Source organism: Pseudomonas sp. Pme6b, from assembly GCF_058129925.1.
On the sequence record NZ_CM176704.1, the window covers coordinates 3,558,377 to 3,574,041 of the forward strand.

The window sequence follows — 15,665 nt, forward strand, 5'->3', positions numbered from 1 at the left end:
GGACATGGCTACTGCCCCAAAATCGGTGGCAAGTGTTGATCCCATGGCGCGATGGCTTCCACAGCGGCACAGAACTGCAGCACCTGAGCGTCGGCAAAGCGTGGCCCGACCACTTGCAGACCAATGGGCAGCCCGCCGGAACTCCACCCGCAGGGCAGGTTGGCCGCCGGGTTGCCGGTCATGTTGAAAGGGTAAGTAAATGGCGTCCAGCGCGCCCACGGCAAAGCGCCGTCCTGCCCGGCATAACCGGCCGGTGCCACGTCGTCGGCAGCAAACGGCAGAATCGGCAACGTGGGCATGATCAGCAAATCGTAATCTTCAAACAGCGCATGGACCTGATTGGCAAACGCAGCGCGCTGCTGAAGTGCCTGCAAGTAATCGCTCAGGCTGTGCTGGGCAGAACGCCTGATCAGATCGGCAAAGCCAGGGTCAAGCTGGTCCAGTTGCTGCGCAAGCGCTTTGCCATAAGCAATACCGCGCCCGGCAACCCACAGCGTTTCGAACGTCGCCAGCGGGTCCTGCCAGTTCGGTTTGAGCGTGCTGACCGTGACGGGCAGCGACCTGGCGATGTTGCCTACGGCGGCTTCGACTGCTGAGGCGATTTGCGCGTCGACCGGTGTGTCAAACAGCGTCGGGCAGAAGCCGATACGCAACGGACTCAACGGTTGGTCACACCGTGCCAGAAATGACTCGTCAGGGGCTGGCAGCGCCTGGTGATCCAGCGGATCCGGCCCCGACAGGATATCGAACAGCAACGCGCTATCACGCACGGTTCGGGTAATCGGTCCGGCATGACTGAGCATCTCGGTGGCTGACCAGGGCCAGGTCGGAATGCGTCCCAGAGTGCCTTTGAGGGCGAACGCACCACAGAACGAGCCAGGTATGCGCACCGAGCCGCCACCATCGGAGCCCAGTGCGGCCGGCACCATGCGCGCCGCCACCGCAATCGCCGAGCCGGAACTGGAGCCACCACTGGTCAGTGCCGGGTCCCAGGGGTTACGCCCGTTGCCGAACACCCGTGACGTACTCGCGCCGGTCCAGCCGAATTCGGTCGTCGCTGTCTTGCCCAGAATGATCGCACCAGCATTCTTGAGGCGGCGAATGATCGGTGCATCCTGGACCGGCACCGAGTCCAGAGCAGTCAACGAGCCACGCGTGGTGCGCAGTCCCGCTGTCGAAAAGAGGTCCTTGATGCCAAAGGGTATGCCGTGCAGCGGACCTCTTACCTGACCACGCTGCAGTTCGGCAGTCATCGTCCAGGCCTGTTCGAGCGCGACATCGGCGTATACGTCACCAAACGCATTGAGTGTGGAATTGTGGGTTTCAATCGTTGCCAGACATAACTCAGTCAAGCGTATCGGCGTCATGCAGCCTTTGCGGACAAGCGCGGCAGCTTCAATCACGGTAGGCATGGACGATGGCTGTGGCTCAATCAATGTAGATACCTCTTTCATCAGTGAGATACTTCTGCGCAATGCCCAGTGCCGACGACTGTCGGCGCATTACATTCAGCAGGGGCTGGCGCGTCAAGTGGGTTTTGTTGGATATATTGAATTTGTGGTTTTAAATTTTGTAACAGCACCGTCACGGTGCCAAAAAAAGCTCAAAACCCTGCGTCGCCCAATTGCGGTGCGCAGTTAAAACGGCGGGAAGAGGCAGGAGAAAGAAAGAAGGAGGCGATGGGCAAGCAGATAGAACGGCGCCTGTCCGTGGCGCAGTCCTGTCATTGAAACCGGTATTTCAAGTCAGCGATCAAACCGCCAGATCGTGAGCATGGAACTCGGTTACACCGACCAGCTGGATTTCAAAGTCTGCATGCAAATCACCATTGACGTTGCCGGACAGCACGTGGTCGGCGAAACGCAGTTGGCCAGCGCCTGTGAACTCGCCGCTGCCAATGAAGCTGAAAGCATCAAGGGCTTTGGTGTCCACGTTGGCATCCATCTTCAGGAAGCTCAGCTTGTCGCCCTGCTGGCTGTTGAAGTCGGTAATCACGTCGCTGGCGTGGCCTTTGCCCATTTCTGCCAGGTCATTGAACACAAAACGGTCAGCGCCGCTGCCACCGGTCATGATGTCTGCGCCCAGACCGCCAACCAGCTTGTCATTGCCCGCGCCGCCGAACAGCACATTGTTCGCATCGTTACCGATCAGGGTATTGTTGCGATCATTGCCCAGCAAAGTGAACTCGCCCTCACCTTTGAGGTGGACGTTTTCAAAGTTGGCCAGCGGGCCGGCATTCAGGTCGATCACTGTGGCAACCGGCGATGTGTTGTCATAGGTGATCTTGAGTGTATCGATGCCCTCATTGGCCTTCTCTTGCACCAAAGCGAGCTCACCAGCCTGATCAATAACGTAGGTGTCGTTACCCAGACCGCCAATCATGGTGTCCAGACCGCCACGACCATCAAGCACGTTATCCAGGCTGTTGCCGATCAGCGTGTCATTGAAAGCAGAGCCAATGGCGTTTTCAATGTGCGCACCGTAGGCAATCGCCAGCCCTGAGTTCATCAGCGTCGGGGCATCAGGATTCTGGTTGTAATCGAGGAACGCCTTGCCGATGGTGCTGAACTCACCCTCGTTGAGGTTGATCTTCACAAACGAAGCCTGATTGCTGGCATCGATCGTATCCTTGCCACCAGCGTCCCAGATCGTCTCGAACACCGACTGATCGGGTGCCCATTTGTAGACGTCATTACCGGTGTGATAGCTGGTGTTGGCACCGTATATGAACTGCATGGCCGCCACATCGAGCAACATCGGCGTGGTGGGTTTGAAACTGTAGTTGTTGGTGTAGCTCATGATGGTGTAACGGGCATCTTCAAACTTGGCATCGAGCAGAACATCGTTGTATTGCGAGGCTTCAAACGAATGTTTCAAACCCAATGCATGACCCGTTTCATGCATGAACGTCAGGTAATCATCCGTGCCTTTGGCAGGATCAGCCGCGTTGACTTTCGGCCCGATCCAGACATCACCGGACCGGCCCAGTGTGCCTGGCGCGTAAGCCTGGCCGTACTCAGTACTTTGCAGACTCTTGAAGCCGCCAAAACGAATGTCTCCGACATTGTCCGGGGTGTCCTGAACCTCGGTGAACTTGATGTCTGCCACTGCACTCCATGCACCCAACGCACTTCTTGCCGCCGCTGCCTGGGCATCGGTCAGTGAATAGGCATCGCTGGGCTCCTGAGAGCGACTGTAGTCAGTGGCATAGACGGAGTTGGCAGTATGAAAGCTGTAAGTGAGGTGAGTACCGGTTGAATCGCCTAACCAGAACGGCCCCCACAACAGGCTGGTGACTCTGTCGTCGGGAGACCCTTCGGGCAAAAGTTCGGCAGGACTTGAATCATTTGGGCCGGGCATCAGCAATGCTCCTGAAGAATACACACGTTAGTGATTAACCAACGATCTTTGCCCACGCAAAAATCGCCAGGCAGTTTATTACATAACAGGCACACTATGGGCACAATAAGTTACAAGCAAACTACTTAGGGATGCCGGACGCGCATTGCCAACACCCGCAGACTTCTTATTACGAATGTACTTTTATAGCTATTATACGCCTCCTACTAATAACGCTACATGAAACCTTCTTTAAACCCACGATTCCAACTGACCGGGTTCATTGCCCAAGCCGCCAATGAGCATTCACGGCAAAACGCGAGAACCCGATCAAGACCGGCAACGAAGGCGGTACAGTTGAGCTATCGTGTAACGGCTGTCGACGCGCTGGACGGTTCAGCGTTCGCGACAGGCACAGAACTGAAGTCTGACGCGTCCGGCCGGATCGCGTGCATTTATACGCTGTGTACCTTGCTGCCCTGTATAAATCATAGGCATCATAAGACCTTATCTCATCTGATCGCGGTGCGCCCCATGACCCACCACCCTGCGCCACTTCCTGCCAACGAAGAAGAACGAGTCCTGTCTCTTGAGCATCTCAGGATACTGGACAGCGTTCCCGAGCAGGACTTCGACGACATTGTGCTGCTCGCTACCACGCTGTGCGACGCGCCCATCGCCCTGGTTTCGCTGGTTGACCGGGAACGCCAGTGGTTCAAGGCCTGCATCGGCCTGGACGTCAAGGAAACCCATCGCGATCTGGCCTTCTGCGCACACGCAATCCTGCAACCTTCCGATGTGCTGGTCGTAGAAGATGCAACCACCGACCCCCGCTTCAGAGAAAGCCCGCTGGTGCTGGGCCCTCCTTATATCCGGTTTTATGCAGGCGCACCGATTCGCACCGACACGGGCCATGCGCTGGGCACGGTGTGTATAATCGATATCTGGCCGCGTGTTCTGACCGAACAACAACGTCTGGCCCTGCTGGCACTGGCCCGCCAGACCGCAGCCTTGATGCAATATCGCCTGCTTACACAACAACGCGACCAACATGCCGCAGAACTGGCCCTGGGACTCGAAAGCGCACAGAGTCAAAGCCTGGCCGTTGAACGCAATCTGCGCGAGTCACAGCGGGTGTCGTCATTGGGAATGCTCACAGCGAGCATCGCCCACGACTTCAACAACCTGCTCCAGGCGCTGAGCGCCAGCCTGCAACTTGTCCGCATGCGCTCGCGTCGCCCAGCTGATGTCGAGACGCTCAGTGACACGGGCCTGCGAGCTGTGGATCACGGTCGACAATTGGTCACCCGTTTGCTCGATAGCGTTCGTCAGGACGGCCCCGAACTGATCTGCATCGATGTCAGCGAACGGATCGATGCCGCCCGTGATCTGTTATTGCGCTCGGCAGGCGACAATCTGGAACTGTCGTTCGACCTTAGCGCACAGGGCTGGGGCGTCCTGTGCGCCGAAGCGCAGTTGCACGCCGCCGTATTGAACCTCTTGGCCAACGCCCGTGATGCAATGTCAGGGTCTGGCAAGGTACATATCGCCACTCGACTGGAGTCAGTCAAGGAAGACCCACGATTGCCGGAAGGCGACTACCTGGTACTCAGCGTGGCTGATAATGGCCCAGGCATGGCCGCCGATCTCAAGGAACAGATATTCGAACCCTTCTTCACCACCAGACGCTCCGAACCAGGTGCCGGCCTGGGCCTTGTTCAGGTGCAGGAGTTTGCGGTGAACGCAGGCGGAGGCGCACGCGTCGAAACAGCACCTGAAAACGGGACGACCGTGCATCTCTATCTGAGAATACTGGGTCCGATCAATTCAACGAATTAAGCGCCCCACTACTTCACAGACGTCTGACGCGGCCTTGTTATTCATTAGATGAATAACAAGGCCGCATCAGACGCATTCACCTCATGAATTACATTACCATCATGGCGACAATAGCAATGTACTTATTGCGCGTTAGATGCCTGTAAAAAATAAACAGCGTGGGTTCTCTTTTACAAAAAATACACTCACAACAATGGCGCTTTCCGATTCACGACTATATTCAATCAACAGCAAACATTCTGTTTGCGCTACTGCCTTGGCAACAGGATGTTTGCTGTGGGATACGCAGTTGCAATAACTGCACGTTGTACACACATTAATCAAGGAATAGATTATATGTTGAAGCCTCATGGTTTAACGCCGCTCGCATTGACGGGCGGCATTCTTGTATCGCTATTGTCTGTCAGCCTGTCTGCCCACGCCGATACCGCCACCGATATTGCCACTACCGGTTGGGCTACTCAAAACGGGGGCACCAAGGGTGGTTCGAGGGCAGCAGCGAATAACATTTATACGGTGAAAAACGCCGCCGAGCTGAAAGCCGCACTGGCTGCGTCGGCAGGCAGCAACGGCCGGATCATCAAGGTGACAGGGGTTATTGATGTCAGCGAGGGCAAACCGTACACCAAAACCTCTGATATGAAGCAGCGCGCCCGCCTGGACATCCCCGGCAAAACCACGATTGTCGGCACCTCCAGCAGTGCCGAGATAAGGGAAGGGTTTTTCTACGCGAAGGAAAACGACGTCATCATTCGCAACCTGACCATTGAAAACCCTTGGGACCCGGAAGATGGCAGCGCCGGCAACTGGAACTCGGAGTACGACGGGCTGACGGTCGAAGGTGCCAGCAATGTATGGATCGATCATGTGACGTTTACCGACGGCCGTCGTACCGATGATCAGAATGGCACGGCCAATGGCCGTCCAAAACGACACCATGATGGCGCACTGGACGTCAAGAACGGCGCCAACTACGTCACCATCTCGTATTCCGTGTTCCGGAATCATGAAAAGAATAACCTGATCGGTTCAAGTGACAGTAAAACAACCGATGACGGCAAACTGAAGGTGACCATTCATAACTCGTTGTTCGAGAATATTTCCTCTCGCGGGCCGCGCGTGCGGTTTGGTCAGGTTCATCTTTACAACAACTACCACACTGGAAGTACCAGCCATAAGGTCTACCCGTTTGTGTATGCCCAGGGCGTCGGGTGGCGCTGTTGATCATCGCCGTGGCAATGGCGGCGGCCGTGCGCTTGAGCGGGGTAATGACCTTCAACAACGGTGTGTTGCGCGACCGCGCCATTGCGCTGCTGGAGGCGCAGAACCAACTGGCCGAATTACGCATGATGACAAGGCTCAGGCCTGGTTTCACAGCCCGCAAGTGCGACCAGGGCAGGCGCTCGCTGACCTGTGAACAGACACTCAAAGCCAGTGCAGACGGAATGTTGATGCGGGTCAGTCTGCGAGTATTACAGCGGGACAATAAAGCGCCACCACTGGCCCGCCTCGATACCGTTATAGCGATCCGACGCCAGCCGAAAGAGTCTCCATGAGCGTTTCAACGACGCAGCAGGCTGGGCAACTCCGGCAGGCCTGCCAGGCTGGCGACCTTGAATCGTGTGCGCTCGGTACCCTGCTCGATCACTACTGCGTCACTCTCGATAGCCACCAGACGTACATCCTTGGCAAGCAACTCCCCCGCCAGATAGCTGCGCGCCGGTCTATCGTTGACAGTGAGAATCGCCACCGCGCCTTTGCTCCCGGTCATGACACCGGTGACCTTGATCCGGACCTGAAGTGGCTGGTTGGCGAACCACTGTCGGGCAGGACTGCCGACATCGGCAGCGGGAGCCGCGCTTTCCGGCAAGGGTGCGCGCACAGGCTCGAGCGCAAGCAACAGCGACGACCAGAGTGCGATACCCGCCAGTGCTGCAATCAAGGCCGCCGATTGCACCAGGCGCGGCGCTGATAATGGATGAAACGAAAATGCCATGACTGAACCTCCTGTTCGTCTGCCGGAGCAGTCTACATCACTGCATCAGAATGCCTGGCACCCGCTTTGATCAGTATGCAAGCGTCATCAGGGAGCCTCCGATCATGAGTATGGACACACAACGGGGTTTTACTCTGATCGAGTTGATGGTGGTTCTGGTCATCATTGGCACCGTCAGCGCAACGGTGAGCATGAGCATCAAACCCGATCCTGCCGCTTTGCTGCGCAAGGACGCTGAACGCCTTGCACATATGCTGCACATTGCACAGGTCGAGGCCAGGGTCGACGGTCGGCCAATCACCTTGCTGGTCGATGGCAAAGGCTTTGGTTTCGCACGACGTGCCGAGCAAGGTGTGGGCTACGACCGCTTCATGAACGACCCGCAGCTGCGTTTCAGAGCCTGGGAAACACCCTCCATACGCATCAGCGTAGACCCGGCGCAACGAGTGGTGTCAGGTCCCGAATGGATCGTCGCACCGCTGCGCATCCAGCTCTCTGACGGTGAACGATCCTTGAGCCTGCAGCGTAGCTCGCTGGATCAACTGCAGGTGGTCAGCCCTCCATGAAAGCAAGGCAAAGCGGCTTCACATTACTGGAAGTAATGGTGGCTATCCTGCTGATGACCATCGTCAGCCTGATTGCCTGGCGTGGGCTGGAGAGCATGACTCGCACCGATATCCAGTTACGCGAAAGCACCGGGCACACCGAGTCGGTACTGCGAGCGCTGAACCAGTTGGAGCGCGACGTGGCCATGCGTGCAGGCGTCGAGCTGCAAAACCCGCTGCCTGGTGAAGAAACCGATCCGCAGGCAAAAACGTTGATACCCATCAGTATTTGCAGTGCGGAAAGAAACGGTATGCGCCTTGACGTCATTCGCAGTGCGGCCACGGCCGGGGAAGGACTGCAGCGAATCCGCTGGTGGCTAAAGGACAACACTCTGTATCGCGCGGCCGCAGACAGCAGCAACCGCTACCCCCTACCCGCTCCCGACGAAGGAATAGCGGTGCTCGATCAGGTCGTCGAGGCAAAAATAAGGGTCTGGAGAACTGTCGGAGGCTGGCAACCGCTCGACAGCCACAGGGAAGACAATCCCGACGGGCTGGAAATCGTGTTCACGCTACATACCCGTAATGGCGACGAGCGCTATCGAAAGGTGCTGGGGCCGCTGGATTAGCGAGCATTGCCTACAGCCGACTAAGAGACGATGGTTTGAGTCCATTCTGCCGTCACGTCTTCAAAAGGGTCTGCTTTAATCACGCCCCCAGACCTCTCAAGCCCCAATGACGCCTTATCACCGCGCTGACCACCGGCTGAGCGTCGACCTGCAACAGCAGCGCATGAAAGTCAGGCCGGGTGGTATGCAGATGCTCGCGCGCACCGCCCCATCTGGTCACGATACTGGCCAGAATCTCCACTGCACCGGGATCATCACAACGCCAGAAGCCTGCGTTAGCGAACAGATCCGCGAATGTCTCCCAGTTTTCATGCAACCGCGCGCGGGTGCCGGTTTCGAGTAGCGTATCCAGCGTATCGTCGGAGCCCGACAGCCAGCGCTGCGGGTAATCGATAATCCCGATCGGGGCGTAGCAGTTGGCGGCGATGTAGACCAGCGCGCGAAGGGCTTGAGCGCGCAGGGCAGGCTTGCTGGGCAGCAGCCCGGATTCGGGATGCTCCAGTCCCAGATGAATCAGAATTGCAGCGCTTTCGGTGAGCACCGTGCCATCGGCCAGGACCAGTGTGGGCACCTGCAGCAATGGGTTGACCCGCCGCAATGCTTCCTTGCCTGGCCCCTCCTCCCACGCGCAGGCCCTGAACAAGGTAAAAGGAACCGAGCAGCGCCAAAGCGCTATCTCGATGGCTGCGGACCCCGAACCCTCTGTGCCAAAAAGCGTGTACATGCCAATGCTCCTTGTCAGGTGCTACATGCTCGGTCCGCGCAGTCACACAGACGCAGGAGCAAACAAATGGGCGTGCATAAAGTCGATGAATACCCGCAGGCGCAGGGAAAGGTGCTTGCTCGATGGCCAGAGCAACCTGAAACTTCCGGTGTGCACCGTGTAGTCGGTCAGTATTGGCACCAACTCGCCACTGCGAATGGCCGATGAAATCATGAAGTCCGGCAGGCAGGCAATTCCCAACCCCGCCCGCGCAACATCAACAAGAACTTCCGTCGTGTTGCACACCATCACCTGGGGCAAATCGAGATCATCGGCACCGGCCTCGCGACGTAGCGGCCAGTGTTCAAATTTGCCCGAAGAGGGAAACTTGTGCAACAGACAGGCGTGCCGACTCAAGTCTGCTGGATGTTGAGGTGTCCCGCGCCGGGCAAAATAGTCCGGAGCGCCGACGATTTTCAATTGAAAGCCCCCCATCCGCCTCGACATAAGGCCCGAGTCGCCAGGGTCTCCCGTGCGCAGGACGATATCAAAGCCTTCCTCGATGATATCGACCATGCGGTCGGAAAAATCGATGTCCAGTTCGATATCGGGATAGGTGCGCATGAACTCGATGATGACCGGCATGACCAGGCCGCTGACCAAGGGCAGGCTGATGCGCAACCGGCCTCTGGGCAGGTCCCTGGCATTGCTCAACTCCATTTCTGCCGTTTCAAGCTCCGACAGAATACGGCGACAGCGCTCCAGAAATATCGAGCCCTCCAGGGTCATGGCAATACTGCGCGTACTGCGATGAAAAAGCCTGACACCCAGGCCCTCTTCCAGACGGCCGATACTCTTGCCTACCCCCGACGATGAAATGCCCAGGCGTTTTCCAGCCTGGGTAAAACTCCGTGTTTCAGCGACCAGAACAAACACCGCAATGCTACCGAGCGATTCCAATACCCACTCCTATTAAGGACAGCCCTGTCCTATACCTTCGGAACATAAGCCTGTTTTTGTTTGCAGACGCAACCCCTAATCTCCCGACAGGGCAACTGCCCTTGGATAAATGCGTGCAATGCACCGAAAACTGCGCACGCTTCACAGGGAAATTGCACATGACTTCAGCAAGCCAGGTTCAAGCATCGTCTGCTACCAGACGCTGGGGACAATTGTTTGCCGCCTGCCTGACAGGCATCCTGATTCCGTTGTGCTTCACTGGCCCTGCCGTGGTCCTGCCCTCGATAAACAAGGCGCTGGGCGGATCAGCCGTCGAGCTCACGTGGGTCATCAACGCTTACATCCTGACTTACGGCAGCGCCATGATGGCCGCTGGCAGCCTGACGGATATCTACGGCAGAAAACGCGTATGGCTGATCGGACTGGCGATATTCGTGCTGTCGACCTTTGCCATTCCGATGGCGTCATCCGTCGTGCAGATTGATGTACTTCGCCTGATTCAGGGGCTGGGCGGTGCAGCGGCGTTCGCTGGCGCAATGTCATCGCTGGCCCAGACCTTCCATGGAGCTGACCGCACCCGAGTATTCAGCCTGCTCGGCACCACGTTCGGGATAGGCCTGGCCTTCGGCCCTCTCGCGGCGGGCTCGCTGGTCGACTCGGCTGGCTGGAAATGGTCATTCCACGCAACGGCTCTTATTGGGGTTGCAGGATTCTTTCTGGTGCTTTTCAGCGCTACAGAATCCAGAGACCCCAATGCCACCGGCATGGACTGGCCAGGAGCGATCAGCTTTACCGCGGCACTGACCCTGTTCACCTACGCAATCCTGCTCGCCCCTGAAGACGGCTGGACCCATCCACTGGTCATGGGCGGCATTATCGGTTCACTGTTGCTGTTCTGGATATTCATTGCAGTGGAACGGCGCGTGGCCAGACCCATGCTTGATCTGTCGCTGTTCAAGAGCGCGCGCTTTGTCGGCGTGCAGATTCTTGCGGCCAGTCCGGCATTTTTCTTTGTCGTGCTGATCATCATGTTGCCAGCGCGCTTCATTGGCATCGACGGTCTCAGCGCTCTGGAAACCGGGCAAATGATGACCGCACTGGCCGCGCCCCTGCTGATCGTACCGATGCTTGCCGCACAGCTGGCACGTCGTTTCACCTCCGGGCTACTGTCCGGTATCGGTTTGCTGCTGGTGGCTGTCGGCCTGCTGTGGCTCGCGCTGGCGCTGGACAGCGGAGCAATCAAAACCGCCTTGCTGCCGATGGCCTTGATCGGCATCGGCATCGGTCTGCCCTGGGGGCTGATGGATGGCATGGCGATCAGTGTGGTTGAAAAGGAACGCGCCGGTATGGCTACCGGCATCTTCAATGCCGTACGCGTGTCTGCCGACGGCATAGCCATTGCGATCGCAGGCGCACTGCTCGCCACGTTCATTCAGTGGGGTCTGTTCGATGCCCTGACGGGTGTCGCGCCTGATGTGGTGACAAACGCTGCCAACCGCGCCGCATTGGGCGACCTGCAGAATGCGATCGGTCTTCTGCCCGGCCAGGCAGAACTGCTGCACCAACAGTACGCCACCGCGTTCCGCAATCTGCTGTTCATTCTCAGCGCCGCCACCGTGCTGACGGCCGTGGCGGTCTTTGCGCTGCTTGGTCGCGTGCGCGCTCATGACGAACCGCCACTCGAGCCATCCGACACGCTTGACCTGGCGGGAGAAGCCAAGTGAGCCCACATGAGATGACCGGAACACAGCGGCATCCTGCCTTTGCAAAGGTGTTCGCACCGGGCCATCTCACCTTCGGCCTGATTGCGCCGCTGGAAGGCTATCCCGACGCTGCCGCGCCGACCATGAAAAATCACATTGCCCTCGCAAAACAGGCCGACAAAGCCGGTTTTGCAGCACTCTGGCTGAGGGATGTACCGCTTCTCGACCCAGGCTTTGGTGACGCTGGCCAGATATTCGACCCTTTCGTGTATGCAGCACTGCTTGCTGCGGTGACCACACAAATCTGCATCGGTACAGCCGGTATCGTACTGACGCTGCGCAACCCGCTGATGGTCGCCAAACAGGCCTGCAGCCTTGATGTATTGCTGGAGGGACGCTTCCTGCTGGGGTTGTCGACGGGTGATCGGCCCGGCGAATACCCTGCATTCGGCGAGAATTTCGACACACGCGCAGAGCGCTTCAGAGAGGGGGTCGAGATGCTGCACGCCGTAACCGAGCACTCTTTTCCGGCCTTCACGTCGCGCCACTACGGGAAACTCAATGGCACGCTGGACCTACTGCCAAAACCTTTTTTCGGGCGGTTGCCGATGCTCGCCATCGGTCGCTGTCAGCAGGACATCAAATGGCTGGCCAACCATATGGACGCCTGGATATGGCATCAGAGTGGCTTCAACACCCTGCCCGACGTGATCAATCACTGGCGCGATGCCAACGAGCAAAAACGATTCAAGCCCTACGGTTATGCGACGTTCTTTGATCTGGAGGACAACAAGGACGCGCCCATGAAAGTCGGCCGTGGCATCAGTACAGGGCGCAACGCCCTCATCGAGCTGTGGCAGCGTCAACGGGAACAGGGCGTTTCGCATGTTGCGCTGAACCTGAAACCACTGAGACGTCCGGCCACGGAAGTGTTACAGGAGCTGGAAGAGTATGTGCTGCCGTATTTCCCGACCCGACGCAGTGAGCATGCCTGAGCGAGTATTTCGCCTACACGGCCACTGTCGGCAAAGGATCTAGCAGGGAAGAACGACATAAAACCGACCTGGGAGGTCATCATGCGCACTGAAAAAGCTTATCCGATAAAACCTAACCCGATGCGCAGCAGCCGCAACAAGATACAGCTGGGTGTTTTCTCCACTAACACCGAGGGCGGCTGCACCGTCACCAATGCGCCGGAACGCCTTCGCGGAGACGATTGGGCAGGTAATCTGGAAATCGCCCGGGTGGCCGACGATGCGGGGTTTGAAGCCTTCATACCGGTAGGCCGCTGGAAAGGTTTTGGCGGCACCAACAACACCGGCGGTGTCTGTTTCGAAACCTACACCTGGGCTGCCGGTATTGCCGCCCTGACCAACCAGATTGCCGTGTTCACCACATCGCACTTGCCCACGGTTCATCCGCTGTTTGCAGCCAAGCAGGCGGTGACCATCGATCACATCAGCAGCGGGCGCTTCGGGCTGAATATTCTGTGCGGCTGGTACGGCGCGGAAATGCGCATGTTCAACGGCCAGATGATGGAACACGACAAACGCTACGACTACGCGGAAGAGTGGCTGCACATCGCAAAAAATGCCTGGGAACAGCAAACACCGTTCAACTTCAAAGGAGAATATTTCAACATCTGCGACGCTATCTCGCAGCCGCACCCCCTCAACACCCCCTATCTGATCAATGCCGGCGGTTCACCGCGCGGCAAACGGTTTTGCGCCAAACACTGTGATGCCGCCTTCCTGATCGTCAAACACCTGGACGGTGAAGACGCCGTGCGTCAGCAGATTGCATCCTATAAGGACCTGGCGAAGCAGGAGTTCGACCGCGATATAAAGATATGGTGTTACGGCTACGTGGTGCAGAAGGACACGCAAGAACAAGCGGACGCCTACCTGGACTATTACGCCAACCAGCTGGGTGACGATGAGGGCTGCGATATCATCACCAGCGAGCTGGGCATTCAGACCGGTATTTTCACCCCGGAAGACGCGGTCCGTTTTCGCTTTCATTTCAAGGCAGGGTTTGCAGGCGTGCCGCTGGTAGGCACTCCGGAGCAGATCGTGGAACTGTTCAAGAAATATTCTGACTGGGGGATCGATGGCATCGCACTGACATGGCTTGATTACCACGAAGGCATAAAGGATTTCGTCAGAGAAACATTGCCATTGATGGAACAGGCGGGCCTGCGCGAAGCAATCACTGTCGAGGCAATCACTCCGAAAGTAGCTGCCGAAGTAGCCTGATGATGAGGACTCCCTGGCGTAGTTAGCCAGGGAGCTTTACCCGAACGATTTAAATGGCCAGCATGCGTTGTGGATTCAAAAGAGTCATCTCGGCACGACGCTCGCAACTCAAACCGAACGCGTCGAACCACTGCCCGCTCATCGACAGCCACTCGTGCACATCGACCTGACTGGTCTGCCCAAGGTCGGAGCTGTAGACCACATTGGGAACATGACTCAATACCTTAGTGAAATCCTGTCGGTCCTGATAGCCCAACAAGTAGGTCAGCGCCGTCTGTTCGATGTAGACCGATGGCTCACTGCCAATCACCGCAAGCTCGGCTGCTTTCAGACCGGTCAACGGGTTGGCGGGCTGATTGAGCATCAGCCTTGGCACACCGATGCGCAGTGCTTCCTCGATCAGCATCCTGACTTCATCGGCGTCGGCATGCCCTGTCGAGATGACCAGCGGATAGTCACGGGCCATTTTGAGAATATCCAGCGTCTGCGGCGTAAGGCGTCCGTTCTGCGCTGTCACTCTGGCAGGCTTGATGGGCTTTTCGCGCAACAGCGGATGGCTCAGGTTGCGGGCCAGCGTGCTGGTATGCGTTCTGCCGGTGACGGTTGGCAAGTGCACAATGAAACGTCCAGGTTCATCGCCGCGCAAACAGAGACTGCGCTCGACCACGCGGTAGTCGATGCCGCCAGCGATCTCGTTCAGGACCACTGAACCACTGACCGGAAAACCCTGATTGCGTGCTTCCCATGCCTGGGCCGCCGTGCATCCCAGGTGATTTTTCAATACGACCCGGCCCTGCACCGCCGCGTAGCGCCGGCCCGCCTCTATCGCGCCATGACGGCGAATGAACGCGTCAGGATTGGCGTGATAATGCACATCAATGAAGCCTGGCTCCTCGATCTGACTCATTGCACACACTCCGCTCTGGCGATCAGAAATGTATCGATGCTCTCCAGCACCCGGTCCAGATCATCCGCCAGCGGGCGCATCCCGCCATCCGGCACACACAGTGAGCGTTGTTTGTGGCCTTTGGTACGCAGCACATGACCCGCCCCCACCAGTTGCGACTTTTCGCCAAACACGCTCAGCACACGCCCTTTGTAATCGAGCAGGCACTCACTGATATCCAGACCGCTCAGTAGCCGGAATCCCAGGGTCAGACGCTGTCCCTGGGTTGATAGCGTTGCGTCATTCTCGCTGACGGACGGGTGCTCGTGTTTCTGGCCTTCAGGCAACACCAGATCGTCCAGCAGGCGTTTGGCTTGCTCGACATCCCCTTGTTCTGCCAGATCCGCCATACGTCCCAGCCTGGAATCCAGCAGCGCATCGGCTTTGGCGGGGGAAGAAAGCAGCAACAACGCAGGCGTCGAACGCAGTAATGAAGTGCCTGCCAACGCCTGTACCAACGCACCACCCAAGGCCACGCCGACGAGTAGATCCGGCACACCCCAAGGCTCTAGCGCGCTGACCCAGCGCTGGGTAAACCCGTCAAAGTCTTCGCCCGCCTTGACCGGCAGGGACAGGGAATCAAAAACCCTGACCTGATAACCCGCCGCAGTGAAATGCTCGATCAGCGGTTTGGCGAAGCCACCCGCGTCCCAGACCGGCATCACCGGTGAAAGAATGAATACGCTTGATTGCCCGACACCGAAGGTCTGGCAGGTGATGCAATGACTCATGGCTTTTGCTCCTGCAAAA

At 57.7% G+C, this 15,665-nt stretch carries 14 protein-coding genes and 1 pseudogene; 8 read left to right on the forward strand and 7 right to left on the reverse strand.

Going from position 1 to position 15,665, the window contains the following annotated elements; translation table 11 throughout:
- Nucleotides 1-8: 8 nt before the first annotated feature.
- Both AC4ANE_RS16070 and AC4ANE_RS16075 read right to left on the reverse strand, forming a co-directional pair.
- Entirely contained in the window at nucleotides 9-1,412 is a 1,404-nt protein-coding gene (locus AC4ANE_RS16070) for an amidase (protein WP_031596941.1), read from the reverse strand.
- 340 nt (nucleotides 1,413-1,752) lie between these two features.
- On the reverse strand, nucleotides 1,753-3,360 hold the full coding sequence (locus AC4ANE_RS16075; RefSeq protein WP_002553217.1) for a M10 family metallopeptidase: 1,608 nt from the start codon (nucleotides 3,358-3,360) through the stop codon (nucleotides 1,753-1,755).
- 513 nt (nucleotides 3,361-3,873) lie between these two features.
- On the opposite strand from AC4ANE_RS16075, the gene AC4ANE_RS16080 reads away from it, so the two are divergent.
- The 3 genes and pseudogenes from AC4ANE_RS16080 to AC4ANE_RS16090 all read left to right on the forward strand — a co-directional run bounded on the left by AC4ANE_RS16080 (nucleotide 3,874) and on the right by AC4ANE_RS16090 (nucleotide 6,734).
- A complete protein-coding gene (locus tag AC4ANE_RS16080; protein WP_002553216.1) occupies nucleotides 3,874-5,178 on the forward strand; it encodes a sensor histidine kinase in 1,305 nt (434 codons plus the stop codon).
- A gap of 336 nt (nucleotides 5,179-5,514) precedes the next feature.
- A pseudogene (locus AC4ANE_RS16085) lies at nucleotides 5,515-6,390 on the forward strand (pectate lyase family protein); the annotation flags it as partial.
- A 26-nt stretch (nucleotides 6,391-6,416) separates the two neighbouring features.
- Nucleotides 6,417-6,734 carry a type II secretion system protein GspI gene (locus AC4ANE_RS16090; RefSeq protein ID WP_223216213.1) on the forward strand — a complete coding sequence of 106 codons (318 nt, stop codon included), beginning with the start codon at nucleotides 6,417-6,419 and terminating at the stop codon, nucleotides 6,732-6,734.
- Between the two features lie 5 nt (nucleotides 6,735-6,739).
- Here AC4ANE_RS16090 and AC4ANE_RS16095 read toward each other — a convergent pair whose 3' ends face one another.
- Nucleotides 6,740-7,174: a type II secretion system protein N gene (locus AC4ANE_RS16095; protein ID WP_002553213.1), complete on the reverse strand. Its 435-nt coding sequence runs from the start codon at nucleotides 7,172-7,174 to the stop codon at nucleotides 6,740-6,742.
- Nucleotides 7,175-7,278: 104 nt separating this feature from the next.
- Here AC4ANE_RS16095 and AC4ANE_RS16100 point away from each other — a divergent pair, with 104 nt between their 5' ends.
- Nucleotides 7,279-7,740, forward strand: a complete 462-nt coding sequence (locus tag AC4ANE_RS16100) for a prepilin-type N-terminal cleavage/methylation domain-containing protein (RefSeq protein WP_031596936.1) — start codon at nucleotides 7,279-7,281, stop codon at nucleotides 7,738-7,740.
- Nucleotides 7,737-8,348: a PulJ/GspJ family protein gene (locus tag AC4ANE_RS16105; RefSeq protein WP_031596935.1), complete on the forward strand. Its 612-nt coding sequence runs from the start codon at nucleotides 7,737-7,739 to the stop codon at nucleotides 8,346-8,348. Before AC4ANE_RS16100 ends, AC4ANE_RS16105 begins: the two co-directional genes overlap by 4 nt.
- Nucleotides 8,349-8,427: 79 nt before the next feature.
- Here the strand turns inward: AC4ANE_RS16105 and AC4ANE_RS16110 are convergent, their stop codons facing one another.
- Both AC4ANE_RS16110 and AC4ANE_RS16115 read right to left on the reverse strand, forming a co-directional pair.
- Nucleotides 8,428-9,072 carry a glutathione S-transferase N-terminal domain-containing protein gene (locus AC4ANE_RS16110; protein WP_031596934.1) on the reverse strand — a complete coding sequence of 215 codons (645 nt, stop codon included), beginning with the start codon at nucleotides 9,070-9,072 and terminating at the stop codon, nucleotides 8,428-8,430.
- Nucleotides 9,073-9,114: 42 nt separating this feature from the next.
- Nucleotides 9,115-10,011 (reverse strand): LysR family transcriptional regulator, encoded by an 897-nt coding sequence (locus AC4ANE_RS16115; protein WP_005731736.1) that lies wholly within the window; start codon nucleotides 10,009-10,011, stop codon nucleotides 9,115-9,117.
- A 158-nt stretch (nucleotides 10,012-10,169) separates the two neighbouring features.
- Here AC4ANE_RS16115 and AC4ANE_RS16120 point away from each other — a divergent pair, with 158 nt between their 5' ends.
- The 3 genes from AC4ANE_RS16120 (at nucleotide 10,170) to AC4ANE_RS16130 (ending at nucleotide 13,969) form a co-directional block, all read left to right on the forward strand.
- Nucleotides 10,170-11,735, forward strand: a complete 1,566-nt coding sequence (locus tag AC4ANE_RS16120) for an MFS transporter (protein ID WP_010207927.1) — start codon at nucleotides 10,170-10,172, stop codon at nucleotides 11,733-11,735.
- An 11-nt stretch (nucleotides 11,736-11,746) separates the two neighbouring features.
- Entirely contained in the window at nucleotides 11,747-12,709 is a 963-nt protein-coding gene (locus tag AC4ANE_RS16125; RefSeq protein WP_005746894.1) for an LLM class oxidoreductase, read from the forward strand.
- An 81-nt stretch (nucleotides 12,710-12,790) separates the two neighbouring features.
- The gene (locus AC4ANE_RS16130) at nucleotides 12,791-13,969 is read left to right on the forward strand and encodes an LLM class flavin-dependent oxidoreductase (RefSeq protein ID WP_031596932.1); all 1,179 of its coding nucleotides are present in this window, start codon (nucleotides 12,791-12,793) and stop codon (nucleotides 13,967-13,969) included.
- A gap of 49 nt (nucleotides 13,970-14,018) precedes the next feature.
- Here the strand turns inward: AC4ANE_RS16130 and AC4ANE_RS16135 are convergent, their stop codons facing one another.
- Together AC4ANE_RS16135 and AC4ANE_RS16140 are read right to left on the reverse strand one after the other, a co-directional pair.
- Nucleotides 14,019-14,876: a DUF6282 family protein gene (locus tag AC4ANE_RS16135; protein WP_031596930.1), complete on the reverse strand. Its 858-nt coding sequence runs from the start codon at nucleotides 14,874-14,876 to the stop codon at nucleotides 14,019-14,021.
- Nucleotides 14,873-15,646, reverse strand: a complete 774-nt coding sequence (locus AC4ANE_RS16140) for a hypothetical protein (protein WP_031596928.1) — start codon at nucleotides 15,644-15,646, stop codon at nucleotides 14,873-14,875. The genes AC4ANE_RS16135 and AC4ANE_RS16140 overlap by 4 nt, the downstream gene beginning before the upstream one ends.
- Nucleotides 15,647-15,665 lie beyond the last annotated feature (19 nt).

Coding starts and splice junctions, on each gene's coding strand:
- AC4ANE_RS16070 (WP_031596941.1), bottom strand. CDS start 1,412: ATGCCTACCGTGATTGAAGCTGCCGCGCTTGTCCGCAAAGGCTGCATG.
- AC4ANE_RS16075 (WP_002553217.1), bottom strand. CDS start 3,360: ATGCCCGGCCCAAATGATTCAAGTCCTGCCGAACTTTTGCCCGAAGGG.
- AC4ANE_RS16080 (WP_002553216.1), top strand. CDS start 3,874: ATGACCCACCACCCTGCGCCACTTCCTGCCAACGAAGAAGAACGAGTC.
- AC4ANE_RS16090 (WP_223216213.1), top strand. CDS start 6,417: ATGGCGGCGGCCGTGCGCTTGAGCGGGGTAATGACCTTCAACAACGGT.
- AC4ANE_RS16095 (WP_002553213.1), bottom strand. CDS start 7,174: ATGGCATTTTCGTTTCATCCATTATCAGCGCCGCGCCTGGTGCAATCG.
- AC4ANE_RS16100 (WP_031596936.1), top strand. CDS start 7,279: ATGAGTATGGACACACAACGGGGTTTTACTCTGATCGAGTTGATGGTG.
- AC4ANE_RS16105 (WP_031596935.1), top strand. CDS start 7,737: ATGAAAGCAAGGCAAAGCGGCTTCACATTACTGGAAGTAATGGTGGCT.
- AC4ANE_RS16110 (WP_031596934.1), bottom strand. CDS start 9,072: ATGTACACGCTTTTTGGCACAGAGGGTTCGGGGTCCGCAGCCATCGAG.
- AC4ANE_RS16120 (WP_010207927.1), top strand. CDS start 10,170: ATGACTTCAGCAAGCCAGGTTCAAGCATCGTCTGCTACCAGACGCTGG.
- AC4ANE_RS16125 (WP_005746894.1), top strand. CDS start 11,747: ATGACCGGAACACAGCGGCATCCTGCCTTTGCAAAGGTGTTCGCACCG.
- AC4ANE_RS16130 (WP_031596932.1), top strand. CDS start 12,791: ATGCGCACTGAAAAAGCTTATCCGATAAAACCTAACCCGATGCGCAGC.
- AC4ANE_RS16135 (WP_031596930.1), bottom strand. CDS start 14,876: ATGAGTCAGATCGAGGAGCCAGGCTTCATTGATGTGCATTATCACGCC.
- AC4ANE_RS16140 (WP_031596928.1), bottom strand. CDS start 15,646: ATGAGTCATTGCATCACCTGCCAGACCTTCGGTGTCGGGCAATCAAGC.